This window comes from Streptacidiphilus neutrinimicus (genome assembly GCF_000787815.1).
Classification (GTDB): domain Bacteria; phylum Actinomycetota; class Actinomycetes; order Streptomycetales; family Streptomycetaceae; genus Streptacidiphilus; species Streptacidiphilus neutrinimicus.
On the sequence record NZ_BBPO01000019.1, the window covers coordinates 61964 to 84242 of the forward strand.

Consider the following 22279-nt stretch of genomic DNA (forward strand, 5'->3'; position numbering starts at 1 on the left):
GGCCAGCGCGACCAGGCCGCCCAGCAGCTGACGCGCCGCGCCGCGCACCGCGAAGACGGCGACCACCGAGGCGAGGGCCACCAGCGCCATCGCGCCCGGGACGCCGCTGACCTCGCTGCCGTGGGCGGTGACGGCCCTGGTCGCGCCCTGCGCCTGGACCGTGCCGGACACCCAGGTCTGCCCGCCCGCGACCAGCAGCAGCGTCGCCCCGACGACCGACAGCAGCAGCGTCACCGCGAGGGTGCGACGCCATGTGGCCGACGCGGGCTGCGGCTCGGCGGCCTGCTCCGCGGTCCGGTCTGCCGTCGGGTCTGCGGGCTGGGCTGCGGTCTGGGCTGGGGTCTGCTCGGGGGTCACCGCTCCAGTGTGCCCTGCGCCGCCGGACCGGCCGGACGCAGGGTCGCCGCGGCGGCGACGGCCCGGAGCACGGCGGCGGCCTTGTTACGGCACTCCGTGTCCTCGCTCGCCGGGTCGGAGTCGGCCACGACGCCCGCACCGGCCTGGACGTAGGCCCGGCCGTCGCGGATCAGCGCGGTGCGGATGGCGATGGCGGTGTCGGAGTCGCCGGCGAAGTCGAAGTAGCCGACGCAGCCCCCGTAGAGGCCGCGACGGGTGGGCTCGAGCTCCTCGATGATCTGCATGGCACGCGGCTTGGGCGCGCCGGACAGCGTTCCGGCGGGGAAGCAGGCGGTCAGCACGTCGAAGGCGGTGCGGTCGGGGGCGACGCGGCCGGTGACCGTGGAGACGATGTGCATGACGTGGCTGTAGCGCTCGATGGTCATGAAGTCGACCACCTCGACGCTGCCCGGCGCACAGACCCGGCCCAGGTCGTTGCGGCCCAGGTCGACCAGCATGAGGTGCTCGGCGCGCTCCTTGGGGTCCGCGAGCAGCTCGGCGGCGAGCTCCGCGTCGCGCTCGGGCGTGGCGCCGCGCGGGCGGGTGCCGGCGATCGGGTGCACCATCGCCTCGCCGTCCTCGACCTTGACCAGCGCCTCCGGGCTGGAGCCGACGACGTCGAAGGGCTCCGCGTCCGGGCCGGGGGCGCCGAAGCGGAAGAGGTACATGTACGGGCTGGGGTTGGTGGTGCGCAGCACCCGGTAGACGTCCAGCGCGCTCGCCGGGCACTCGACCTCGAACCGCTGCGAGGGGACCACCTGGAACGCCTCGCCCGCGCGGATCTTCTCCTTCACCGCCTCGACCGCGGCCCGGTAGGGCGCGCCGCCGAACGGCGAGACCGCGTCCACCTCAGCGACGGGGGTGAGCACGGCGGCTCCGGCCTCGGCCGGCCGCGCCAGATCGGCGGTCATCCGGTCGAGCCGGGCGACGGCGTCGGCCCAGGCGCCGTCGACGCCGGTGGGCTGGTCGTCGCGGTTGACCGCGTTGGCGATCAGCAGCACCGAGCCGTCCTTGTGGTCCAGCACGGCGATGTCGTCGGCGAAGAGCATGGTGAGCTCGGGCAGCCGCAGGTCGTCCGGGGCGAGCTCGGGCAGCCGCTCCAGGCGGCGAACGATGTCGTAGCCGAGGTACCCGACCAGGCCGCCGGTGAACGGCGGCAGCTCGCCGCCCGCGTGCAGGTCGCGCGGGCCGCGCAGGGCCTCGATGGTGGCGCGCAGCACCTGCAGCGGGTCGCCCGTGGTGGGGACGCCGACGGGCGGGGTGCCGAGCCAGCGGGCGCGGCCCTCGGCGTCGACGGTCAGCTGGGCGCTGCTGCGGACGCCGACGAAGGAGTAACGCGACCAGTGGCGCCCCTGCTCGGCGCTCTCCAGCAGGAAGGTGTTGGCCCGCTCCCCCGCGAGCCTGCGGTAGACGCCGACGGGCGTGTCCCCGTCGGCCAGCAACCGCCGGGTCACCGGGATCACCCGGCGGTCCACGGCGAGCTTGCGGAAGGTGTCGAGGTCGGGGGTGACGCTGCCGCTGGTCATGCCCAGGAAGCCTAGCGGCTCGACCTCCGCCCGGCCGGAGCGTCTCAGCGCCGGAGGGCGGGTGTCTCAGCGGCGTGAGGCGGCTGTCCCAGCGGCGCGGCGCGGGTGTCTCAGCCGCCGGTGACCGGGAGCGTGCCGGCGTCGAAGCAGGTGCGGTCGCCGGTGTGGCAGGCCGCGCCGAGCTGGTCGACCCGGACCAGGACGGTGTCCCCGTCGCAGTCCAGCGCCACCGACTTGACCAGCTGGACGTGGCCGGAGGTGTCGCCCTTGACCCAGTACTCGGAGCGGCTGCGGCTCCAGTAGGTGCAGCGTCCGGTGGTGAGGGTGCGATGCAGCGCCTCGTCGTCCATCCAGCCCATCATCAGCACCTCGCCCGTGTCGTACTGCTGGGCGACGGCGGGGACCAGCCCGTCGGCGTCGCGCTTGAGGCGGGCGGCGATCGCCGGGTCGAGCTCGGTGGTGTTCGGTGCGGCGGGTGTGGCGGACATACCACCAATGCAACCACAGTGACGCACCCTGTCGCGGACACGCCCGGAGGCGGCATGCTGGGCGCATGGGGCTTGCTGGGGGGTTCGGACGGCTGCGCGGCTCTCGTCTCGGCCTGGCCGCGACGCTGGTGGCGGTGCTCGCGGCGGTGGCGCTGGTCCTGGTCTTCGCGCTGCGCTCCAAACCGGCTGCGACGCCGCAGGCGAAGCCGTCGCCGTCCCCGTCGCGGACGGCCCCGTCGCCGTCTCCCTCGCCGACGCTGCCGAACACCTTCGCCTACATCTCGCTGCAGCCGGGCGACTGCTTCGACTCGCCGGCGTTCACCAAGACGCTCAAGCTGCTGGCCAAGCGCTCGTGCACCGACCCGCACGACGCCGAGGTCACCCAACTCGCCACGCTGCCGGACGGTCTGACGGACTACCCGGCGATCCTGCAGAAGTCGCTGGCCCTGTGCGAGCCGCTGAACGCCGCGGCCTACCACAAGCAGAGCGTGACGGAGCTCCAGTACTACCAGCTGTATCCGAGCCTGGCCGAATACAAGGGCGGACGACACACCGTCACCTGCGCACTCTCCGGCGGCAGTTACCAGGGCGCTCGGAAGCTGACGGCGCCGCTCAAGCGGTGAGCCGGGGCAAGTTGGTCTAGTCCTATTGACGCGGACTCATGAACGCTGTTTCGTAGACCCGCCAGGCCTGGACGCACGGACTCCCCCACACCCCCGCACCCTTGGGGCATCCCCGAAGGGATCACTGTCATGCGCTTGGCGAGACTCACCGGCTCCGCGTGCGCGCTCGCGCTCGCCACCGCCGGAGCGGTCGGCCTGCTGGCCCCCACCAGCAGCTCCGCCGCGACGAGCGTCTACTCGGTGGCACCGTACGTCGACATGTCGAACGGTCAGGAGGGCCTGCTCGACACCGCGATCACCGGTCACCACCTCAAGGCCTACACCGCCGCCTTCGTGCTCGGCGAGGGCTGCAACCAGATCTGGGGCGACACCCTGCCCATCGGCGCCGACTCCTACACCGATCCGGAGATCGCCAAGGCGAAGTCCGAGGGCGCCTCGCTGATCATCTCCTCCGGCGGCGCCAGCGGCGAGCCGCTGGCGTGGACCTGCACCACCCAGAGCAGCATCGACGCCGGCTACCAGGCCATCATCAACGACTACGGCGTCAACCAGCTCGACTTCGACGTTGAGGGCGCGGCCGTCGCCGACACCGCGTCGGCGGCCCGCCAGATGCAGGCCATGAAGGACCTGAAGGCCGCCAACCCGGGCCTGACGTTCTCCATGACGCTGCCGGTGCTGACCAGCGGCCTGACCGGCGACGGCGTCAACATCCTCAAGGCGGCGAAGAACGCCGGGATCAGGATCGACGTGGTCAACATCATGGCCATGGACTACTACGCGGGCAGCGGCACCGAGATGGGCCAGGGCGCGGTCTCCGCCGCCCAGGCCACGCTCGCGCAGATGCAGTCCGTCGACCCCGGCTACACCTATGCCAACCTCGGCATCACGCCGATGATCGGCAAGAACGACGACGGCTCGACCTTCACCCTCGCCGACGCGCAGACGGTGGAGACCTTCGCCGCGCAGAACGGCGTGGGCCGCCTGGCCTTCTGGTCCGTCGACCGCGACCAGCCGTGCAGCGGCAGCGCCAACTCGTTGTCCACCTGCAGTGAGATCAGCCAGAACAGTCTCGCCTTCACCGACGCCTTCGTGCCCTACGAGGGCAGCTCGGGCGGCGGCGGGGGCGGCGGCAGCTCCAGCGACTTCTCGGTGTCCGTCGCCCCCGGCTCGGCGTCCGTCGCGCAGGGCGGCAGCACGACCGCGTCCGTCGCCACGGCCGTGACGGCGGGCAGCGCCGAGAGCGTGAGCCTCGCAGCCTCCGGCGCGCCCTCCGGCGTCAGCGTCTCGTTCAGCCCCGGCTCGGTCACCTCCGGCGGCAGCTCCACGATGACGGCTTCCGTCGGCTCCTCGGTGGCCGCCGGCGCCTACCCGATCACCGTGACCGGCACGGCCGCCTCGGGCAGCCACACCGCGACTTATACGCTCACCGTCACCTCCTCCGGCGGCGGTGGCGGAACGGGCGGCGGCGCGCTCGCCAACGCCGGGTTCGAGTCCGGCAGTCTGAGCCCGTGGACCTGCCAGTCCGGCAGCGCCGTGGTGAGCAGCCCGGTGCATTCGGGCAGCCACGCGCTCCAGGTCGCCCCGTCCTCCGGCACCACCGGCGAGTGCGACCAGAGCCTCACCCTGCAGCCCAACCACAGCTACACGCTCACCGGTTGGGTGCAGGGGCCCTACGCCTACATCGGCGTGAGCGGCGGCGCGAGCGCCAGCACCTGGTCGAACAGCACCAGTTGGAACCAGCTGACGGTCTCGTTCACCACCGGCGGCAGCGGCGCGGTCACCGTGTACGTCCACGGCTGGTACGGCCAGGGCGACGTGTACGCGGACGACTTCTCGGTCGCCTAGCGGGCGACGCGACCCGGTGCCCGGCCGCACGCGCGCCCGGGCACCGGCGCGCGGCTCAGTCCGAGAAGTCCTGGGTCATGTAGACCGTGCCCGAGGCGGTCCGCTGGACCACGATGCCGATGTGGTGGAACGCGCTGCTCAGGATGTTGCGGCGGTGGCCGTCGTTCGGCGGCTGCTCCGCCAGCATGCTCTGGGTGAGGCCCACCGCCATCTGGGCTATCGCGGCGTCGGTGTCCGCCATCGGGCCGCCCTCGCCGATGTTCTCGCCGCAGGCGCCCCAGTGGACGCCCGCGTCCGTGATCCGGGTGCCGAGATCGGCTTCGCCGGGGCACTGGTGCGACAGGCCGCAGCCGCCCATCATCACCGCGTTGTGCGCGCCGGCGCTGGCGGTGAGGCCGCTGGTGATCGTGTAGGCGGGCAGGCCGGCCTGGGCGCGGGCCTGGTTGATCACCGCGAGCACCTGCTGGACGGCGTAGGAGGAGCCGGGTCCCGACACGGCCGGGGCCGAACCGCTCGTGGCTCCGGGCGTCTGCGAGTTCGACCCGCCGGGGTTCGACGCCCCGGTGGGGCGGCTCGGCGCGGAGCTCGCCATCGACCTCGGCGTGGCGCTGTGCGCCGGGGTGACCCGGACCGAGGGCGTCGGCGAGGCGGAGGCGGAGGCGGACGCGGACCCGGAGCTCGACGCCGCCGCCGAAGCGCCGTCCGCCGAGTCGACCGCGGTGGTGGGGCCGGCCGCGGGAGCGGCCTGCGGGTTGCCGACCGGACCACGGGACGCGGCCGGGGAGAGCGCGACCGCCCCGACGGCCCCCGCGCACACGACCGCGGCGGCGGCGACCAGCGGCGTGACCGACCAGCGCGCTCGTTTGCGGTGCCGGCTTCCGGCGTGCGCCGCGCGCCGGGACGACGCCCGGCGCCCGGTGCGGGGCCCGGCCCACTGCCCCTGCGTCTCCTCGGTCCCCTGCCAGTCCGTCTGCCAGTCCATGCGCGCCTCCGTCGTCGGTTCGGTTTCGTCCTGTCACATCGGAGACCTGCCAGCGCGGCGCCAGGTCACACAAAACGACGATCGAATCCTCGAGGGCCGTTCGCAGCCCGAACCGCCCGAACGGCCCCGCCGTCGGCGGATCGCTCTAGGCTTGGGTCATGTCGAATCTGGGGCGGCGTGAGCGCCTGCTGCTGGCCGATCTGCTGGAGGGCGTCGGGCCGGACGCGCCCACGCTGTGCGAGGGGTGGCGGACCACCGACCTGGCCGCGCACGTGGTGGTGAGGGAACGGCGGCCCGACGCCGCCGGAGGCATCCTGATCAAGCCGCTGGCGGCGCGGCTGGAGCGAGTGCAGGCGGAGTACGCCGCCAAGCCCTACGCGGAGCTGCTCGAGGCGATCCGGGTGGGGCCGCCGGCCTACTCGCCGTTCCGGCTGCCCGGCGCGGAGGACGCGGGCAACACCGTGGAGTTCTTCGTCCACGGCGAGGACGTGCGCCGCGCCCAGCCGGGCTGGTCGCCGCGGGTGCTGGACGAGGAGCTGAGCGAGTACCTGTGGAAGCGCCTGGCGGCGACGGCCCGGCTGAACGGGCGGCGCTCGCCGGTCGGCCTGGTGCTGCGGCGCCCCGACGGGCAGACCGCGGTCGCCCGCAAGGGCGCCCCGGTGGTCACGGTGACCGGCGAACCGGGCGAGCTCCTGCTGTTCATGATGGGCCGCCAGTCCGAGGCGCACGTCGAGTACGAGGGGCCCGAGGACGCGACGGCGCAGGTGCGCCAGGTGAAGTTCGGCATCTAGCGCCCGCTGGGTCAGGTCGCCTCAGCCGTCCTGCTGGGCTTCTCGCGCGCGCAGGGCGATCTCCAGCTCGAAGCGGGCGTCCGCGTCGGCGAGGGCCGGGCCGAAGATGCGCTGCACCTGGTGCAGGCGCTGGCGCGCGGTCTGCGGGTGGATGCCCAGACGGGCGGCCACGTCCGGCGCACTGCCGCGGTCGGACTGCAGCCAGGCGAGCAGGGTCTCGCCGAGGCGTCGGCGCTGCTTGGGCGTCAGGTCGTCGAGGGGGCGCAGTCTTCGGGCCGCGATCAGGCGGACCAGAGCCGGGTCGGCGAGCAGCAGCAGCGCGGCGAGGTGCGCCCCGCCGTCCACCGGGCCCTCGGCCGTCCGAGGCGGGCGGGCGCGCAGGGTGCGGGCCCAGCGCAGCGAGTCGCCGGTCTGCTCGGGCGGAACGGTCGGGCCGATGACGCCGCCGCGCGCCTCCAGCAGGGCGCGGACCTGGCCGTCGCGTAGGTAGAGGTCGGGCTCGGGGATCACCAACCAGGGCTCGGGTCCGTGGAGTTCGGCGAGCACGAGGTCGGGCAGCGCCGGTCTTCGGGCTTCTGTCGGCCGGACGCCCATCGGCCGGCCGCCCGCGTCCGGCGCGAGCGCGACCGCGCACAGCTCCCAGGGCAGCGGCCAGTCGGCGAGGTCGGCCGCGGCCTCGAGTTCGGCGCGGCCGCCGCCACGGGCCAGCAGCGTCAGCAGGTGCGAGCGGGAGCGTCCGAGCGCGCCGGCCTCGTCGGCCTGGGCGCGGGCGTAGCCCTGGACGGAGGCGGCGGCCAGCTCGTCGATATGGGCGAAGATCGCCTCAGCGAGCACCACCAGTTGCTCGGTGCCGAGCCCGACGCGCCGGGCGACGCGCGCGTAGCGGCGCCAGGCGACGCGGGCGCCGAGGCGGTAGGCGGCCTGCAACGCGTCGAGGCTGCGGCCTTCGGCGAGCTCGCCGCGACCGAGCGCGCGATAGACGCGCATGCGTTCGGTATTCTCGCTCCGCGCGCCCTCGATCAGTTCGGTGAATTCCGCGAGCGCGGTCTCGACCCCGTGCTGGATTCCCGCGCCGAATTGACCCGCGAGCGGCCGGGAGAATTCCGGGACCTGCTTCCTGATCTCCCTGATGATTTCCGCGGCGATCGTCTGCTGCTCCCTGCGCAGTTCCGCCGCGAGCCCTCTGGGCAGGGCGCTCCACGGGCCGCTCAAAGACCGCTCCCTCGCTGCTCCCTCCGACGTTACCGGTCAGTATGCGGCGATGTTACCGGCTGGTCAATAGCCGTGTACGTCCACGTTTCGCTAGGTCTCGTGAGTGTTTCGGAAGCACGCCGGACGAGTTGCCCGCACCCATGTGCACGATTCGCCTTAGCACGGTCTTTCTGCTTGACCCCGCCCCGGGATCCGCTTCACCATCACCGCCGAAATCCCCACGCAATACCGGACCGGGACGGAGTCCACGATGCGTAGTAGAAGCCGAAACCGAACCCTCGGCGCGACCGCGACCGCCCTCATCGGAATCGCCGCCTTCGCGGCGGAGCCCGCTGCCGCCGCCTGGTACCCCGTGAACCTCCACTTCGACACCGGGTTCACCGCCGGTTTCTTCTTCCCCGGCAGCGCTCCGGCGGGTGCGAACGACTGGAGCTGCCGGCCCTCGGCCGCCCACCCCGAGCCGGTGGTCCTGGTGCACGGCACGCTGGAGAACGGGAACGACAACTGGGGCGGCGCCGCGCCCCTGCTCGCCGACAACGGCTACTGCGTCTACACCTTCGACTACGGCGGCCCCTCCCCCTCCTCCCCCGTCCAGGGGGTCGGCTCCGTCGAGGGCGGCGCCGCCGTGCTCGCGTCCTTCGTCGACCAGGTGCGGGCCGCGACCGGCGCCGCCAAGGTCGACCTGGTCGGCCACTCCCAGGGCGGCATGATGCCGCGTTACTACATCAAGAACCTCGGCGGCGCGGACAAGGTGGCCAAGCTGGTCGCGCTCTCCCCGAGCAACAACGGGACCACGCTCGACGGCATCACCGAACTGGCGAGCAAGCTCGGCGCGTTGGAGCCGGGCAACGCGTTCCTCTCGGGCCCGTGCGACGCCTGCGTGGAGCAGGAGGTCGGCTCGCCGTTCCTCACCGCGCTGAACGCGGGCGGCGAGACCGTGCCGGGCATCGACTACACCGTCATCGCTACCGAGGACGACGAGGTCGTGACGCCCTACACCAACGCGTTCCTCCCCGCCGCGCCCAACGTCACCGACATCACCGTCCAGGACCAGTGCGGGCTGGACCAGTCCGACCACCTGGAGATCGCCTACGACCCGGTCGCCCTCACCGACATGCTCAACGCCCTGGACCCGGCCCGCCCGCAGCCGATCCCGTGTCAGATCGTGCTGCCGGTGACCGGGCCCGTGATCGGCTAGACAGCGCTCGCGGTCGGCCGCCGCGGCGGCTACTTCTGCGACATCTGCGTCGCCTGGTGGAGCGCCTCCTCGCCCTCGGTGTCGAGGTGCGGCAGGATCCGGTCCAGCCACCGTGGCACCCACCAGGCGTGCCGCCCGAGCAGCGTCATCACGGCCGGGACCAGCAGCAGCCGGACGACGGTGGCGTCCACCAGGACGCTGACCGCCAGACCCAGGCCCAGCATCTTGACCACGATGTTGTCGCTCAGGATGAAGGCCGCGAAGACGCTGAACATGATCAGCGCCGCGCAGGTGATCACCCGTGCGGTGATCTCCAGGCCGTAGGCGACGCTGTCCTCGGCCCGCTTGGTGCGGATCCACGCCTCGTGGACCCGGGAGAGCAGGAAGATCTCGTAGTCCATGCTCAGCCCGAAAATGATCGCGAACATCATCATCGGCACGTAGCTCTCGATCGGCACCTTCCCGGCGACGCCCAGCGCGGTGCCGCCCCAGCCCCACTGGAAGACCGCCACCACCACGCCGTAGGAGGCGCCGATCGAGAAGAGGTTCAGCACCGCCGCCTTGACCGCGACCAGCAGGCCCCGGAAGACCGCGAGGATGATCAGGAAGGCGAGACAGACGACGACCACGATGATCAGCGCCAGCCGCGAACTGATGATCTCGGTGAAGTCCTGCTGGGCCGCGGTCACGCCGGTCACGTAGGTCGTGGCCGCCGTCCCCTTGGCGCCCTGCGGCAGCGACACGTCCTTCAGGTGGTTGAACAGGTGGGTGGTGTCCGCGGCCTGCGGCCGCTGGGTCGAGAGCGCGGTACCGGTCAGCACGTTCCCGTTGCTGGTGGGCTGGAGCGGGCTGATGCTGGCCGCGTTCGGGACGCCGGTCAGCGACTTCTGCAGGTTGGAGAGGAGTGAGGAGCGCTGGCTCGACGGCACGTTGGTCTGGTCGATCACGAGGGTGAGCGGTCCGTTGGCGCCCGGCCCGAAGCCCTGGCTGATCAGGTCGAAGGCGCGGCGGTCGGTGAAGGACGTCGGGTCGGCGCCGTCGTCGATGTGGTCGAGCCGCATCGAGAACAGCGGGATCGCCAGGATCCCGAGCACCACCACGCCGCTCGCCAGGAACCACCACGGGCGGCGTTCGACGCGCTTGGCGTAGCGGTGCCAGAAGCCGTGCTGCTCCTCCTCGGCCTCCTCGGACTTCTTCCCGGCGTCCTCGCCGGCCACCGGGCCGCCCTCGGCCACGGGGGTCTTCAGGCAGAACCGGTCGATCCGCCGCCCGATCAACCCGGCCAGCGCCGGCACCAGCGTCAGCGCGCCCGCGACCGCGGTCACCACCGTGACCGCGGCCGCGATGCCGAGACGGCCGATGAAGCTGAGCCCCGAGACGTAGAGGCCGGCCAGGGCCACGATGACGGTGCAGCCCGAGACCAGGACCGCGCGTCCACTGGTGGTGACCGCGATGCCCGCCGCGACGTGGGGTTCCACCCGGTCCATGATCAGCTGTCGGTAGCGGGTGATCAGGAACAGCGCGTAGTCGATGCCCACGCCGAGCCCGATCATGGTCGCCAGGGTCGGCGAGACGCTGGCGAAGTCGATCGCGGCCGCGAGCAGGCTGAGGCAGCTCAGGCCCACGATCACGCTGATCAGCGCCGTCACCAGCGGCAGGCCGGCCGCGATCAGACTGCCGAAGCCGATGATCAGGACCACGATCGCCACGGCGAAGCCGATGGCCTCACTGGTGAGGTCCTTCGCGTGGGGTCTGGCCGCCTCGCCGAGCGGTCCGCCGTACTCGACGTCCACGCCCGCCGAGCGCAACGGCTGGACCGCGGTGTCGACGCCGTGCAGGTAGTCGCTGCCCAGCGCGGTGGGGTTCTCGTCGAAGCGGACGGTGATGTACCCGATCGTGCCGTTGCTGGACAGCGCCCCGGTCGGGGTCGTGCCCCCGGAGGAGTTCGGCTGCGGCAGCGGGTTCTGCACGGACAGCACGTGGTCGAGCTTCTGCAAGTTGGCGACCACCTGGTTCACCTGGGTGGTGAAGTCCGTCAGGGGCTTCGCGTCCTGCATCACCACCGTCGAACTGGTGCCGCCGATGCTGGGCGCGTTCGCCTGGAGGACGTTGGCGCCCTTCTGCGACTGGCTGTCGGGCAGGTTGAAGTCGTCCGAGTACGTGCCGCCGAAACTGTTCTGCAGTCCGTGGAGCACGCCCAGGACCGCCAGCCACACCACGAGCACGATGATCGCGTGGCGGGCGCACCATTCGCCGAGTCGTTGCAGGATGCCTTTTCGCACCTGTTCAGTATCAGAGCGTCACCATCGACCCCCGCAATTCGGACAGAGCCGTTCGGAGGTCGGACCTGATCCCGACTCAGCCCTGCTCAGAGCCGGACGGGGTGCCCCGCCCCGCGCAGGGACTCCTTCACCTCAGCGATCGTCAGATCGCCGAAGTGGAAGACGCTGGCGGCCAGCACCGCGTCCGCGCCCGCGCCCACGGCCGGGGCGAAGTCGGCGACCTTGCCCGCGCCGCCGCTGGCGATGACCGGGACCGAGACCGCCTTGCGCACGGCCGCGATCATCTCCAGGTCGTAGCCGTCCTTGGTGCCGTCGGCGTCCATGGAGTTCAGCAGGATCTCGCCCGCGCCGAGCTCCGCGGCGCGCGTCGCCCACTCCACCGCGTCGATCCCGGTGCCGGTGCGGCCGCCGTGCGTGGTGACCTCGAAGCCGGAGGCGGTCCCGGCGCCCTCGGCGCGGTCCTGGTCGACGACGCGGCGGGCGTCCACCGACAGCACCAGCACCTGACGGCCGAAGCGCCGCGCGATCTCGCGGATCAGCTCGGGCCGGGCGATGGCCGCGGTGTTGACGCCGACCTTGTCCGCGCCCGCGCGCAGCAGCCGGTCGACGTCCTCGACGGTGCGCACGCCGCCGCCGACGGTCAGGGGGATGAACACCTGCTCGGCGGTGCGGCGCACGATGTCGTACGTGGTCTCGCGGTCGCCGGAGGAGGCGGTGATGTCCAGGAAGGTCAGTTCGTCGGCGCCCTGCGCGTCGTAGATCTTGGCCAGCTCGACCGGGTCGCCGGCGTCGCGCAGGTTCTGGAAGTTGACGCCCTTGACCACCCGCCCGGCGTCGACGTCCAGGCAGGGGATCACGCGGACCGCGAGGGTCATCTCAGGAGCTCCACATTCTTCTTGTACGCGTCGACCTCGACCTCGACGCTCATTCTCGAGTCGACGAGGGCGTTGATGACGACCATGGTGCAGGCCGGCCGGATCTCCCCCAGCAGGTCCCGGTGGGCCCGGCCGACCTCGTCGGTGTCGCGGGCGTGGGTGACGTAGAGGCGGGTGCGGACGATGTCCGCCTTGTCCAGGCCGAACCGGGAGAGCGCGTCGAGGGCGACCCCGAAGGCGGCCACGGTCTGCTCGTAGGGCGAGCCCTCGAACCGGACCGAGCCGTCGTCCCAGGCGGTGCAGCCGGAGACGAAGACGAAGTCCCCTATCGCGACGGCACGTGCGAAGCCGTACTGGTCCTCCCAGGGGGAGTAACCGCCCACGTGCCGCCGATCCTGCGTCATCCCGCGACCTCCATCGGTGTCAGGACACTGCTGCGAGAGCCTCTTCGAGCGTGAACGCCTGCGCGTAGAGGGCCTTGCCCACGATGGCCCCCTCCACACCTTCGGGCACCAGCGTCGCGATGTCACGGAGGTCCGGCAGCGAGGACACGCCGCCGGAGGCGACGACCGCACGGTCGGTGGCGGCGCAGACGTTGCGCAGCAGCTCCAGGTTGGGGCCGGTGAGCGTGCCGTCCTTGTCCACGTCGGTGACGACGTAGCGGGCGCAGCCCTCGGCGTCGAGGCGGGCCAGCGCCTCGTACAGGTCGCCGCCCTCGCTGGTCCAGCCGCGGCCGCGCAGCGTGGTGCCGACGACGTCGAGGCCGACCGCGATCCGGTCGCCGTACTCGGCGATGACCTTGGCGACCCACTCCGGGGACTCCAGAGCCGCGGTGCCGAGGTTGACCCGGGCGCAGCCGGTGGCGAGCGCGGCGCGCAGCGAGGCGTCGTCGCGGATGCCGCCGGAGAGCTCGACCTTGACGTCCAGTCGGCCGGTGACCTCCGCGAGGAGCTCGCGGTTGTCGCCGGTGCCGAAGGCGGCGTCGAGGTCGACCAGGTGGATCCACTCGGCGCCCGCGTTCTGCCACGCCAGCGCGGCCGCCAGCGGCTCGCCGTAGGAGGTCTCCGAGCCGGAGGCGCCCTTGACCAGGCGCACGGCCTGACCGTCGCGGACGTCGACGGCAGGGAGGAGAACGAGCTTGGAGGTGTCGCTCACAGCGTGTCGATCCAGTTCTTGAGGAGGGCGGCGCCGGCGTCGCCGGACTTCTCGGGGTGGAACTGCGTGGCGGAGAGCGGGCCGTTCTCCACCGCGGCGACGAACGGCTCGCCGTGCTCGGCCCAGGTGACCTTGGGCGGCCGCAGCTGCTCGATCGGGTCCATCTCCCAGCGGCGGACGCCGTAGGAGTGCACGAAGTAGTAGCGGGCGTCCTCGGGCAGCCCGGCGAAGAGGACGGTGCCCTCGGCCGGGGTGACGGTGTTCCAGCCCATGTGCGGCACGACGGGCGCACGCAGCGGCTCGACGGTGCCGGGCCACTCGTCGCAGCCCTCCGTGTCGACGCCGTGCTCGACGCCGTGGGCGAAGAGGATCTGCATGCCGACGCAGATGCCCAGCACCGGGCGGCCGCCGGAGAGGCGGCGGCCGATCAGCCGGTCGCCCTTGACGGCCCTCAGGCCCTCCATGCAGGCGGCGAAGGCGCCGACGCCGGGCACCAGCAGCCCGTCGGCGTTCAGCGCCTCGGTGAAGTCGGAGCTGATGACGGCCTCCGCGCCGACGCGCTCGAGGGCGCGCTGCGCGGAGCGGACGTTGCCGGAGCCGTAGTCGAGGACGACCACGCTCTTGGCGGTCATGTCGTACGTCCCTTCCGGGTCAGATGCGGAGCAGGCCCGCGGCGAGACTCATCACGGCACAGATCGCGAGCAGCACGATCACGCCCTTCGGCAGCTTCTGCCTCCAGAACGAGTACGCGCCGCCGGCGAGGAACAGGCCGAGGAAGATCAGAACGAAGGAGGTGCCGCTCACAGTGCGCCCTTGGTCGACGGGATGATGCCCGCCGCGCGCGGATCCAGCTCGGAGGCGTAGCGCAGTGCGCGCGCCAGCGCCTTGAACTGTGCCTCGACGATGTGGTGGGCGTTACGTCCATACGGTACGTGGACGTGGAGGGCGACCTGTGCCTGGGCCACGAAGGACTCCAGGATGTGCCGCGTCATCGTGGTGTCGTACGAGCCGATCATCGGGGCCATGCCCTCGGGCTCGGTGTGCACCAGGTACGGACGGCCGGACAGGTCGACGGTCACCTGCGCGAGCGACTCGTCCAGCGGCACGGAGGCGTCGGCGAAGCGGCGGATGCCCACCTTGTCGCCCAGCGCCTGCTTGAAGGCGGCGCCGAGTGCCAGCGAGGTGTCCTCGATGGTGTGGTGGGTGTCGATGTGCAGGTCGCCGTCGGTCTTCACGGTGAGGTCGAAGAAGCCGTGGCGGCCGAGCTGGTCGAGCATGTGGTCGTAGAAGCCGACACCGGTGGAGATGTCGGTCTTCCCGGTGCCGTCCAGGTCTATCTCGACCTTGACGGAGGTCTCCTTGGTGGTGCGCTCGACGCGGCCCACACGGTGCTGGTCGCTGCGGGACATTTAGCGGTTCTCCAAAAGGGAGGAGCGCGCGGAGCGCGTCGTTGAAAGGGTGGCGGCGGGCGACGGGAGGGCTGTGCGGACGGCGTCGAGGAAGGCGTCGTTCTCGGCGGGGGTGCCCGCGGTGACCCGGAGCCGTCCGGGCACGCCGTTGTCGCGTACCAGCACGCCCTGGGCCAGGATCGCCTGCCAGATCGCGTGGGTGTCCTCGAAGCGGCCGAACTGCACGAAGTTGGCGTCGGAGTCGGTGACCTCCAGGCCCATCGCGCGCAGCTCGGTGACGATGCGGTCGCGCTCGGACTTGAGCTTGTCGACGTAGCCGAGCAGGACGTCGGTGAACTCCAGCGCGGCCAGCGCCGTCGCCTGCGTCACCGCGGAGAGGTGGTAGGGCAGCCTGACCAGCTGCACGGCGTCGACGACGGCCGGCGTCGCGGCGAAGTAGCCCAGACGCAGACCGGCCGCGCCGAAGGCCTTCGACATGGTCCGGGTGACGACCATGAGCGGGCGGCCGTCGAGCAGTTCCAGCAGCGAGGGCCGGTGCGAGAACTCGACGTAGGCCTCGTCGACGATGACCAGCGTCGGCTTGACCGCCTGCGCGGCGTCGTAGAGGCGGATCACCGTCTCGCGCTCGACGGCCGTGCCGGTCGGGTTGTTGGGCGAGCAGACGAAGAGCACGTCCGGACGCTCGGCGTGCAGGGTCGCCTCGGCGGCCTCGACGTCGATGGTGAAGTCCGCGCGGCGCGGGCCCTCGATCCAACGGGTGCCGGTGCCGCGCGAGATCAGGTCGTGCATCTGGTACGTCGGCGAGAAGCCGAGCGCGGTGCGCCCGGAGCCGCCGAAGGTCTGCATCAGCTGCTGGATGATCTCGTTGGAGCCGTTGGCGGCCCAGACCTGCTCCCGCGTCACCGTCCGTCCGGTGGACCGCGACAGGTACGCCGCCAGCTGCGTGCGCAGCTCCACCGCGTCGCGGTCGGGGTAGCGGTTGAGGTCCCGCGCCGCCTCGGCGACCCGCTCGGCGATGCGGGCGACGAGGTCCTCGGGCAGCGAGTACGGGTTCTCGTTGGTGTTCAGCAGCACCGGCACGTGCAACTGCGGCGCGCCGTACGGGGACTTGCCCTTGAGCTCGTCGCGGATGGGCAGGTCGTCGATCTGCAGGTCGTCACTCACTCTTCGGCACACTCCAGTCGAAGCGGGCACGGATCGCGTCACCGTGGCCCGGAAGGTCCTCCGCGTTGGCGAGCGTGACCACGTGCCCGGCCACCTCGGCCAGGGCGTCGCGGTCGTAGCTGACCACGTGGATGCCGCGCAGGAAGGACTGGACGGAGAGCCCCGAGGAGTGGCAGGCGCAGCCGCCGGTGGGCAGGACGTGGTTGGACCCGGCCGCGTAGTCGCCGAGCGACACGGGCGCGAACGGACCGACGAAGACCGCGCCCGCGTTGACCACGCGCGCGGCGACGGCCTCGGCGTCGGCGGTCTGGATCTCCAGGTGCTCGGCCGCGTAGGCGTTGACGATCTCGAGCCCCTGCTCCAGGTCGCGCACCAGGACGATGCCGGACTGCGGGCCCGCCAGCGCGGTGGCGATCCGCTCGCTGTGCTTGGTCGCCTCGACCTGCTGGGGCAGCTCGGCCTCGACGGCCTCGGCGAGCTCGACGGAGTCGGTGACCAGGACGGCCGCGGCCATCGGGTCGTGCTCGGCCTGGCTGATCATGTCGGCCGCGACGTGACGCGGGTCTGCGGTGGCGTCCGCCAGGATCGCGATCTCCGTCGGCCCGGCCTCGGCGTCGATGCCGATCCGGCCCTTGAGCAGGCGCTTCGCGGAGGCGACCCAGATGTTGCCCGGGCCGGTGACCAGGTTGACCGGGCGGCACTCGCCGGCGCCGTAGGCGAACATCGCGATCGCCTGGGCGCCGCCGACGGCGTAGACCTCGTCGACGCCCAGCAGCGCGCACGCCGCCAGGATCGTCGGGTGCGGCAGCCCGCCGAACTCCTTCTGCGGCGGCGAGGTCACGGCCAGGGAGCCGACTCCGGCCTCCTGCGCCGGGACGACGTTCATGACCACCGAGGACGGGTAGACGGCCAGGCCGCCCGGCACGTACAGGCCGACGCGCTCGACCGGCACCCAGCGCTCGGTGACGGTGCCGCCGGGCACCACCTGGGTGGTGTGGTCGGTGCGGCGCTGCTCGCGGTGCACCAGGCGGGCGCGGCGGATCGACTCCTCCAGCGCGGCCCGGACGGCGGGGTCCAGCGTCTCCAGTGCGGCGGCGATCGTCGCCTTGGGCACGCGGATGTCGGTCAGCCGAACCCCGTCGAAGCGCTCCGTGATCTCGATCAGCGCCTCGACGCCGCGATGATGGACGTCCTCGCAGATGGGCCGCACCTTCTCCAGGGCGGCCTCGACATCGAGCTCGGCGCGCGGCAGCACGGCGCGCGGGTCCTCGGTGGAGCTGCGGAGGTCGATTCGAGAAATCACGCTGTCGAGTCTAGTGAGGCGTGGGAAAAGACTGCCGATCCATATCACTCTCTGATACGTGTCCTGAGACGGGCGGTGACATCATCGGCCCGGACCGCCCCGTGGAGGCCGCAGCCGCGCCCGACCGTGACCGACGACACGTTCGGCCGCGCCGGACTCGCCGGGCCCGTGCGGCGAGGGCAGCGTGGTCTTCGGTCCCCGAACCGGAGACCCCCGAACACCCGTACCGGCGAGCTGCCCCGAGCGCGACCCGGTACGGGCACCGGAACCCCGGCACGGCGACCCGCCGGTAGCCCTTACGCTTGCGCACTGTGACGGAACGGCTCCCCCTCTTCCCGCTGGGCTCGGTGCTCTACCCGGGGCTGGTGCTCCCCCTCCACGTGTTCGAGGAGCGCTACCGCCGGCTGATGGCCGACCTGACCGCCCAGCCCGAGCCGCACCGCTTCGGTGTCGTGGCGATCCGCGACGGCCGCGAGGTCGCGCCGACGGGCGTCGACGGCGCTCCCGCGCTGGCCGGGCTCGGCCCCGACCCGCACCGGGCGCTGTTCGAGATCGGCTGCGTCGCCGAGATCGCCCAGCTCCAGTCGCACCGCGACGGCCGCTACGAGCTGATCGCCACCGGCACCACCCGCTTCCGCGTCCTGTCCATCGACGCGACCGGCCCCTACCTCACCGCCGAGGTCGAGGACGTCCCGGAGGAGACAGGGCCGGAGGCGAAGGTCCTGGCCGCCGGGGTGGAGCGGGTGTTCCGCACCTACCGCAAGCGCCTGGCGGGCGCGCAGGAGAGCACCGTCGCGGGCGAGCGCGAATTGCCGGACGACCCGAACATCCTCTCCTACCTGGTCGCGGCGGCCTCGGTGCTGGACACCGGGGACAAGCAGCGCCTGCTGGCCGCCGGCTCCGCCAGCGACCGGCTCCGCGCGGAGCTCCGCCTGCTGCGCCGCGAGGCGGCGGTCCTCGCCAAGCTCCCCTCCCTCCCGGCGGTCGAGCTGACCCGACAGGCCTTCAGCCCCAACTAGGGCCGGCGGCGGCACAGGCGCCGAGCCCCCAGAGCGAGACGACCGGACAGGAGCGCGGCGCACGTGGCGAAGAAGAGCAAGGGCGGGCAGGGCACGCCCGCGACCGTCGCGCTGGAGCGGGCCGGGGTCGGGTTCAGCGTGCACGACTACGTCCACGACCCGACCGCCGAGTCGTACGGCGGCGAGGCGGCGCAGGCGATGGGCGTCGCCCCGGAGCGGGTGTTCAAGACCCTGGTGGCCGAGGTCGACGGCGCACTGGCGGTCGGGATCGTGCCCGTCGCGGGCCAGCTGGATCTCAAGGCGCTGGCGTCGGCGCTCGGCGGCAAGCGCGCCGCGATGGCCGATCCGGCCGCCGCCGAGCGCAGCAGCGGCTACGTGCGGGGCGGCATCTCCCCGCTCGGCCAGCGCAAGGCGCTGCCGACGGTGCTGGACGCCTCCGCGCTGGAGCACCCGACGGTCTTCGTCTCGGCGGGACGCCGCGGCCTGGAGGTGGAGCTCGCCCCGGGGGACCTGGCGACGCTGACGGGGGCCGTCGTCGCGCCGATCAGTCGACGCTGACCTGCGCCGCCGCGCTGGTCACCGGCACCGACCAGTCCTTGCCCGCGAAGTACCAGGCGTAGGTGCCCGTCGTGGTGGCCTTGGTCTCGGCCCGCATGTAGCCGTGCGAGTCGGTCTTGGTGCGCGCCACTATCCGCCACGCGGAGCTGCCCGCCGGCTTGAAGCGCAGCTGGACCGGCTGGTAGGGGTCCCAGGTCCACAGCCCGGACTTCCAGTTGGGCTGCATCAGCTGGCCCTCGATGTCCAGCAGCGTGCCGGGGGCGGCGGTTGACTGGGTGCCGGTCAGGGTCGCGTAGCCGTCCTTCTTGATGAAGAACTTGCCCGCCGTGTCGGACTCGAAGCGGTCGCCGTCGTTGGCGGTCGCGGTGGCCTGGATGAACCACCGGCCGGCCATGTTGTCGTAGACGTCGTGGTCGGCCAGGTTCACCGTGAAGGAGCCGGTGCAGACCGAGACCGTTCTGCTCCTGGCCACGCAGGGCGCGGGGGACGGCCGCAGCACGCCGTAGTTGCTGCCCCAGACGCCGATCTTGTCGACGGACTTGATGCCGGACTTGTCCTGCGCGGTGATGGCGAAGGTGACCGTGGCGCTGTCCTTGCCCTTCAGCACCACGGGCTTGCCGCCGTTCACCACGACGTGGGTGATCCGGGTGGAACCGCTGGACTGCTGCTCCCCGATCGAGGGCAGCACGATGCCGCCCACCGCGAGCACCACGGAGGCCAGCAGGAGCACGGACCGTCTGCGCATCTTCCTCATCCTCGATCAGGCGTCGACCCGACCCATTGTCCCCGACGCCGGACGCGTCCCCTCCGCCCCCGGCGACATCGATCCCCGCGGGCGGCGTAGGCTCTACGCGGTCCGGGTCTTCCCCAGCGTGCCCGGACGGTGAGGGAGCACGTGAACACGGTGGCAGCAGAACCGCAGGCGGCGACGGCCACGCCCGCGACCGCCGTCTGCTGTGCGCTGCGGGACGTGGTGAAGACCTACCGCGTCGGCCGGGGCGCGAAGGCCACGCACATCCGCGCCAACGACGGCGTGTCGCTGGAGATCGCCCGCGGCGAGGTCTTCGGCCTCCTCGGTCCGAACGGCGCCGGCAAGTCCACCCTGGTCCGCCAGCTGACCGGGCTGCTGCGTCCCGACTCCGGCAGCATCGAGATCCTGGGCCACGACATCGTCCGCCGTCCGGAGCTGGCCGCGCGCCTGCTCGCCTACCTCGGCCAGGAGTCGACGGCGCTGGACGAGCTGACGGTCCGCCTCGCCGTCGAGACCACCGCCCGCCTGCGCGGCCTGACGGCCGCCGCGGCCCGCGGCGTGACCGCCGAGGTGATCGACGAGCTGGCGCTCGGCCCGATCGCCGCCCGCCCGCTGGCCAAGCTCTCCGGCGGCCAGCGCCGCCTGGCCTGCTTCGGCGCCGCGATCGCCGGACCGCGCCCGCTGCTGGTGCTGGACGAGCCGACGACGGGCATGGACCCGGTCGCCCGGCGCGCGGTCTGGTCGGCCGTCGACCGACGCCGCCGCGAGGACGGCGTGACGGTCCTGCTGGTCACCCACAACGTCATCGAGGCGGAGACCGTCCTCGACCGCGTCGCCGTCGTCGACGAGGGCCGGATCATCGCCTGCGACACCCCCGGCGGCCTCAAGGCCATGGTCGACGGCTCGGTCCGGCTGGACCTGGTCTGGCGCGAGGAGGCTCCGACGGGGCTGCCGCTCGTCGCCGCGCTGGCCGGCCGCGCCACCGTGAACGGCCGCCGGTGGGCCGTGCGCGCCGAGCCCGACGAGGCGCGCGAGCTGGTCGCCGAGGTGACCGGCGGCCCCGCGTTCGCGGCGCTGGACGACTTCTCGCTGTCCACGCCCAGCCTGGAGGACGTCTACCTGCTGCTCGGCGGCAGACACGAGGGACTGGAGAAGTGAGCGCTCCCTTCGAGACCGTCGAGGGCTTTTCGGCCTTCGAGCCGTTCGCGCCCGCGCCGCGCGCCGCGCTGCTGCCCTCGCTCGGGGCCGTCTACCGCGCGCAGCTCTCCCGGGCCAGGGTGGCCCGGATCCCGCTGATGTTCGTGGCGACGTTCCAGTCCCTCGGCATCCTGGTCATGATGCGCGGCGTGGTCGGCGCCCACGACACCGAGGCCGCGCGCGACGTGGTCGCCGGATCGGCGGTGCTGGTCGTGGCGTTCGTGGCGCTGAACCTGTTCGCCCAGTACTTCGGCAAACTGCGGGCCACCGGCGGCCTCGACCACTACGCGACGCTGCCCGTCCCGGCCGCGTCGGTGGTGCTGGGCACTGCGGCGGCGTACGCGTCCTTCACCGTACCGGGCACGCTGGTGACGGCGGCCGTGGGCTGCGCGATGTTCCAGCTCCCCTGGGTGCATGTGTGGATCGTGCTGGCGGTGATCCCGCTCGCGGGCGCGGCGCTGGCCGGGGTCGGCGCCGCGCTCGGCCTGCTGGCGCCGAGGCAGGAGATCGCGACGCTGCTGGGGCAGCTCGGCATGTCGGCCGCGCTGCTGCTCGGCGTCCTGCCCGCGAGCCACATGCCGACGGCGCTCCAGTGGCTGCGCGACCTGCTCCCCTCCACCTACGGCGTGGAGGCGTTCGCCCGCACCTTCACCGCCCGGCCGGACTGGGCGGCCGTCGCCGGCGACCTCGCCGTCTGCGCGGCGGTGGGCGTGCTGTCGCTGGCGCTGTCCACCTGGGCCTACCGCAAGGCCGCGACGCGCGCCTGACGCCCGCCTGGGCGGCGGCGATCGCGGGTCCGTCCGCGCGGCCGCCGGACGGACGTGCGACCATGTCCCGGTGACCGCACCCAACACCCCCGAGGGCCCCAGCCGCCAGCCGTCCGCACCTCCGGCCCCGCCCGGGGACGGCCCGCGCTGGGAGGCTCCGGACGACGCGGCCGACGCCGCGCGGCCGCGCCCGGACCACCGCCGCGAGATCCTCATCGGCCTCGCCCTGGTGGTCGGTTCGGCGGTCGCCGGTCTCCTCTTCGGCCTGCTGTGGCACGCGGTGGCGCCCCGCGTCCCGCTGTACTCCGACGGCACCGCGGTCTACCTGCGCGACCCCGAGGGCGAGCAGCAGATCGCCGCGGACGGCTACTTCGCCCTGATCGGCGGCTGCTTCGGCATCGTCGCGGCCGCGCTCGCCTACTTCCTCACCCGTCGCCGGGGCGCGGGCCTGGCCGTCCCGATCGGCCTCACCCTCGGCGGTCTCGCGGCGGGTTGGATCGCCTGGCAGCTTGCCGTGCACATCGGCCAGCAGGACCTGCTCAAGCTGGCGGCCTCGGTCCCGACGAACAAGGACTTCTCCCGCCCCCTCGCCCTCGGCGCGAAGACGGCGATCGTCGCCTGGCCCATGGCGGCCCTGCTGACCTTCCTGGCGGCCACGGCCCTGTTCACGCCGAAGGAAGAACGCCACTGAGGCGTCGGGCACGCCCTGGGTCCGGCGCGCGGGCGACCTGCACGGTC

The 22279-nt window shown here is 72.6% G+C and carries 24 protein-coding genes; 9 read left to right on the plus strand and 15 right to left on the minus strand.

The annotated features are described in order from the left end of the window. The 3 genes from TR48_RS14920 to hisI all read right to left on the minus strand — a co-directional run. On the minus strand, nucleotides 1-357 hold a 357-nt coding region (locus TR48_RS14920), incomplete at its 3' end, for a Trp biosynthesis-associated membrane protein (protein WP_042367064.1). Beyond that, nucleotides 354-1922, minus strand: coding sequence for an anthranilate synthase component I (locus TR48_RS14925; protein WP_042367066.1), 1569 nt, complete (start codon nucleotides 1920-1922; stop codon nucleotides 354-356). The genes TR48_RS14920 and TR48_RS14925, both read right to left, overlap by 4 nt. A gap of 110 nt (nucleotides 1923-2032) precedes the next feature. Next, entirely contained in the window at nucleotides 2033-2410 is a 378-nt protein-coding gene (gene hisI / locus TR48_RS14930; RefSeq protein ID WP_042367068.1) for a phosphoribosyl-AMP cyclohydrolase, read from the minus strand. A 65-nt stretch (nucleotides 2411-2475) separates the two neighbouring features. Here hisI and TR48_RS14935 point away from each other — a divergent pair, with 65 nt between their 5' ends. Both TR48_RS14935 and TR48_RS14940 read left to right on the plus strand, forming a co-directional pair. After that, on the plus strand, nucleotides 2476-3033 hold the full coding sequence (locus TR48_RS14935; protein ID WP_042367070.1) for a hypothetical protein: 558 nt from the start codon (nucleotides 2476-2478) through the stop codon (nucleotides 3031-3033). A 129-nt stretch (nucleotides 3034-3162) separates the two neighbouring features. Continuing rightward, entirely contained in the window at nucleotides 3163-4878 is a 1716-nt protein-coding gene (locus TR48_RS14940; protein ID WP_042367072.1) for a carbohydrate binding domain-containing protein, read from the plus strand. A gap of 55 nt (nucleotides 4879-4933) precedes the next feature. On the opposite strand, the gene TR48_RS14945 is transcribed toward TR48_RS14940, so the two are convergent. Further along, complete coding sequence (locus TR48_RS14945; protein WP_052442684.1) at nucleotides 4934-5860, minus strand: CAP domain-containing protein; 927 nt, start codon at nucleotides 5858-5860, stop codon at nucleotides 4934-4936. 158 nt (nucleotides 5861-6018) lie between these two features. Here TR48_RS14945 and TR48_RS14950 point away from each other — a divergent pair, with 158 nt between their 5' ends. Then, nucleotides 6019-6651, plus strand: a complete 633-nt coding sequence (locus tag TR48_RS14950) for a TIGR03085 family metal-binding protein (RefSeq protein WP_042367074.1) — start codon at nucleotides 6019-6021, stop codon at nucleotides 6649-6651. A gap of 21 nt (nucleotides 6652-6672) precedes the next feature. Here TR48_RS14950 and TR48_RS14955 read toward each other — a convergent pair whose 3' ends face one another. Further along, nucleotides 6673-7863: a helix-turn-helix domain-containing protein gene (locus TR48_RS14955; RefSeq protein WP_042367076.1), complete on the minus strand. Its 1191-nt coding sequence runs from the start codon at nucleotides 7861-7863 to the stop codon at nucleotides 6673-6675. A 250-nt stretch (nucleotides 7864-8113) separates the two neighbouring features. Between TR48_RS14955 and TR48_RS14960 the strand changes: the two genes are divergently transcribed. Continuing rightward, nucleotides 8114-9061 (plus strand): esterase/lipase family protein, encoded by a 948-nt coding sequence (locus tag TR48_RS14960; RefSeq protein WP_042367077.1) that lies wholly within the window; start codon nucleotides 8114-8116, stop codon nucleotides 9059-9061. 29 nt (nucleotides 9062-9090) lie between these two features. On the opposite strand, the gene TR48_RS14965 is transcribed toward TR48_RS14960, so the two are convergent. From TR48_RS14965 to hisD, 9 genes are all read right to left on the minus strand, one after another. After that, entirely contained in the window at nucleotides 9091-11343 is a 2253-nt protein-coding gene (locus tag TR48_RS14965) for an MMPL family transporter (protein WP_174501704.1), read from the minus strand. Nucleotides 11344-11429: 86 nt separating this feature from the next. Continuing rightward, nucleotides 11430-12218, minus strand: a complete 789-nt coding sequence (gene hisF, locus TR48_RS14970) for an imidazole glycerol phosphate synthase subunit HisF (RefSeq protein ID WP_042367079.1) — start codon at nucleotides 12216-12218, stop codon at nucleotides 11430-11432. Next, nucleotides 12215-12622 (minus strand): RidA family protein, encoded by a 408-nt coding sequence (locus tag TR48_RS14975; protein ID WP_042367081.1) that lies wholly within the window; start codon nucleotides 12620-12622, stop codon nucleotides 12215-12217. Before TR48_RS14975 ends, hisF begins: the two co-directional genes overlap by 4 nt. Nucleotides 12623-12641: 19 nt before the next feature. Next, nucleotides 12642-13373 (minus strand): bifunctional 1-(5-phosphoribosyl)-5-((5-phosphoribosylamino)methylideneamino)imidazole-4-carboxamide isomerase/phosphoribosylanthranilate isomerase PriA, encoded by a 732-nt coding sequence (gene priA, locus TR48_RS14980; RefSeq protein WP_042367083.1) that lies wholly within the window; start codon nucleotides 13371-13373, stop codon nucleotides 12642-12644. Further along, complete coding sequence (gene hisH, locus TR48_RS14985) at nucleotides 13370-14005, minus strand: imidazole glycerol phosphate synthase subunit HisH (RefSeq protein WP_042367085.1); 636 nt, start codon at nucleotides 14003-14005, stop codon at nucleotides 13370-13372. The genes priA and hisH overlap by 4 nt, the downstream gene beginning before the upstream one ends. A 19-nt stretch (nucleotides 14006-14024) precedes the next feature. Beyond that, nucleotides 14025-14177 carry a CG2302 family histidine operon protein gene (locus TR48_RS44335; protein ID WP_042367087.1) on the minus strand — a complete coding sequence of 51 codons (153 nt, stop codon included), beginning with the start codon at nucleotides 14175-14177 and terminating at the stop codon, nucleotides 14025-14027. After that, nucleotides 14174-14782 (minus strand): imidazoleglycerol-phosphate dehydratase HisB, encoded by a 609-nt coding sequence (hisB, locus tag TR48_RS14995; RefSeq protein ID WP_042367089.1) that lies wholly within the window; start codon nucleotides 14780-14782, stop codon nucleotides 14174-14176. Before hisB ends, TR48_RS44335 begins: the two co-directional genes overlap by 4 nt. After that, entirely contained in the window at nucleotides 14783-15946 is a 1164-nt protein-coding gene (locus TR48_RS15000; RefSeq protein WP_084729419.1) for a histidinol-phosphate transaminase, read from the minus strand. It lies immediately after the preceding gene. After that, nucleotides 15939-17249, minus strand: a complete 1311-nt coding sequence (gene hisD / locus TR48_RS15005) for a histidinol dehydrogenase (RefSeq protein ID WP_042367096.1) — start codon at nucleotides 17247-17249, stop codon at nucleotides 15939-15941. Before hisD ends, TR48_RS15000 begins: the two co-directional genes overlap by 8 nt. A gap of 311 nt (nucleotides 17250-17560) precedes the next feature. Here hisD and TR48_RS15010 point away from each other — a divergent pair, with 311 nt between their 5' ends. Next, on the plus strand, nucleotides 17561-18268 hold the full coding sequence (locus TR48_RS15010; RefSeq protein ID WP_042367098.1) for an LON peptidase substrate-binding domain-containing protein: 708 nt from the start codon (nucleotides 17561-17563) through the stop codon (nucleotides 18266-18268). Between the two features lie 63 nt (nucleotides 18269-18331). Then, nucleotides 18332-18826, plus strand: coding sequence for a Cys-tRNA(Pro) deacylase (gene ybaK / locus TR48_RS15015; RefSeq protein WP_042367100.1), 495 nt, complete (start codon nucleotides 18332-18334; stop codon nucleotides 18824-18826). Here ybaK and TR48_RS15020 read toward each other — a convergent pair. Further along, a complete protein-coding gene (locus tag TR48_RS15020; RefSeq protein WP_042367102.1) occupies nucleotides 18813-19571 on the minus strand; it encodes a hypothetical protein in 759 nt (252 codons plus the stop codon). The genes ybaK and TR48_RS15020 overlap by 14 nt on opposite strands. A 159-nt stretch (nucleotides 19572-19730) precedes the next feature. On the opposite strand from TR48_RS15020, the gene TR48_RS15025 reads away from it, so the two are divergent. The 3 genes from TR48_RS15025 to TR48_RS15035 all read left to right on the plus strand — a co-directional run bounded on the left by TR48_RS15025 (nucleotide 19731) and on the right by TR48_RS15035 (nucleotide 22232). After that, a complete protein-coding gene (locus TR48_RS15025; protein WP_042367169.1) occupies nucleotides 19731-20735 on the plus strand; it encodes an ABC transporter ATP-binding protein in 1005 nt (334 codons plus the stop codon). Then, nucleotides 20732-21541, plus strand: a complete 810-nt coding sequence (locus TR48_RS15030; protein ID WP_042367171.1) for an ABC transporter permease — start codon at nucleotides 20732-20734, stop codon at nucleotides 21539-21541. Before TR48_RS15025 ends, TR48_RS15030 begins: the two co-directional genes overlap by 4 nt. A 70-nt stretch (nucleotides 21542-21611) precedes the next feature. Beyond that, the gene (locus TR48_RS15035) at nucleotides 21612-22232 is read left to right on the plus strand and encodes a hypothetical protein (protein WP_042367104.1); all 621 of its coding nucleotides are present in this window, start codon (nucleotides 21612-21614) and stop codon (nucleotides 22230-22232) included. Nucleotides 22233-22279: the final 47 nt, after the last annotated feature.

Bases quoted from the DNA above. Each gene is read 5' to 3' on its own strand.
- hisH (WP_042367085.1), bottom strand. From the start codon at position 14,005: ATGACCGCCAAGAGCGTGGTCGTCCTCGACTACGGCTCCGGCAACGTC.
- TR48_RS14945 (WP_052442684.1), bottom strand. From the start codon at position 5,860: ATGGACTGGCAGACGGACTGGCAGGGGACCGAGGAGACGCAGGGGCAG.
- TR48_RS14935 (WP_042367070.1), top strand. From the start codon at position 2,476: ATGGGGCTTGCTGGGGGGTTCGGACGGCTGCGCGGCTCTCGTCTCGGC.
- hisI (WP_042367068.1), bottom strand. From the start codon at position 2,410: ATGTCCGCCACACCCGCCGCACCGAACACCACCGAGCTCGACCCGGCG.
- TR48_RS14975 (WP_042367081.1), bottom strand. From the start codon at position 12,622: ATGACGCAGGATCGGCGGCACGTGGGCGGTTACTCCCCCTGGGAGGAC.
- TR48_RS14940 (WP_042367072.1), top strand. From the start codon at position 3,163: ATGCGCTTGGCGAGACTCACCGGCTCCGCGTGCGCGCTCGCGCTCGCC.
- hisF (WP_042367079.1), bottom strand. From the start codon at position 12,218: ATGACCCTCGCGGTCCGCGTGATCCCCTGCCTGGACGTCGACGCCGGG.
- TR48_RS15020 (WP_042367102.1), bottom strand. From the start codon at position 19,571: ATGCGCAGACGGTCCGTGCTCCTGCTGGCCTCCGTGGTGCTCGCGGTG.
- TR48_RS14960 (WP_042367077.1), top strand. From the start codon at position 8,114: ATGCGTAGTAGAAGCCGAAACCGAACCCTCGGCGCGACCGCGACCGCC.
- TR48_RS14925 (WP_042367066.1), bottom strand. From the start codon at position 1,922: ATGACCAGCGGCAGCGTCACCCCCGACCTCGACACCTTCCGCAAGCTC.
- TR48_RS14950 (WP_042367074.1), top strand. From the start codon at position 6,019: ATGTCGAATCTGGGGCGGCGTGAGCGCCTGCTGCTGGCCGATCTGCTG.
- hisB (WP_042367089.1), bottom strand. From the start codon at position 14,782: ATGTCCCGCAGCGACCAGCACCGTGTGGGCCGCGTCGAGCGCACCACC.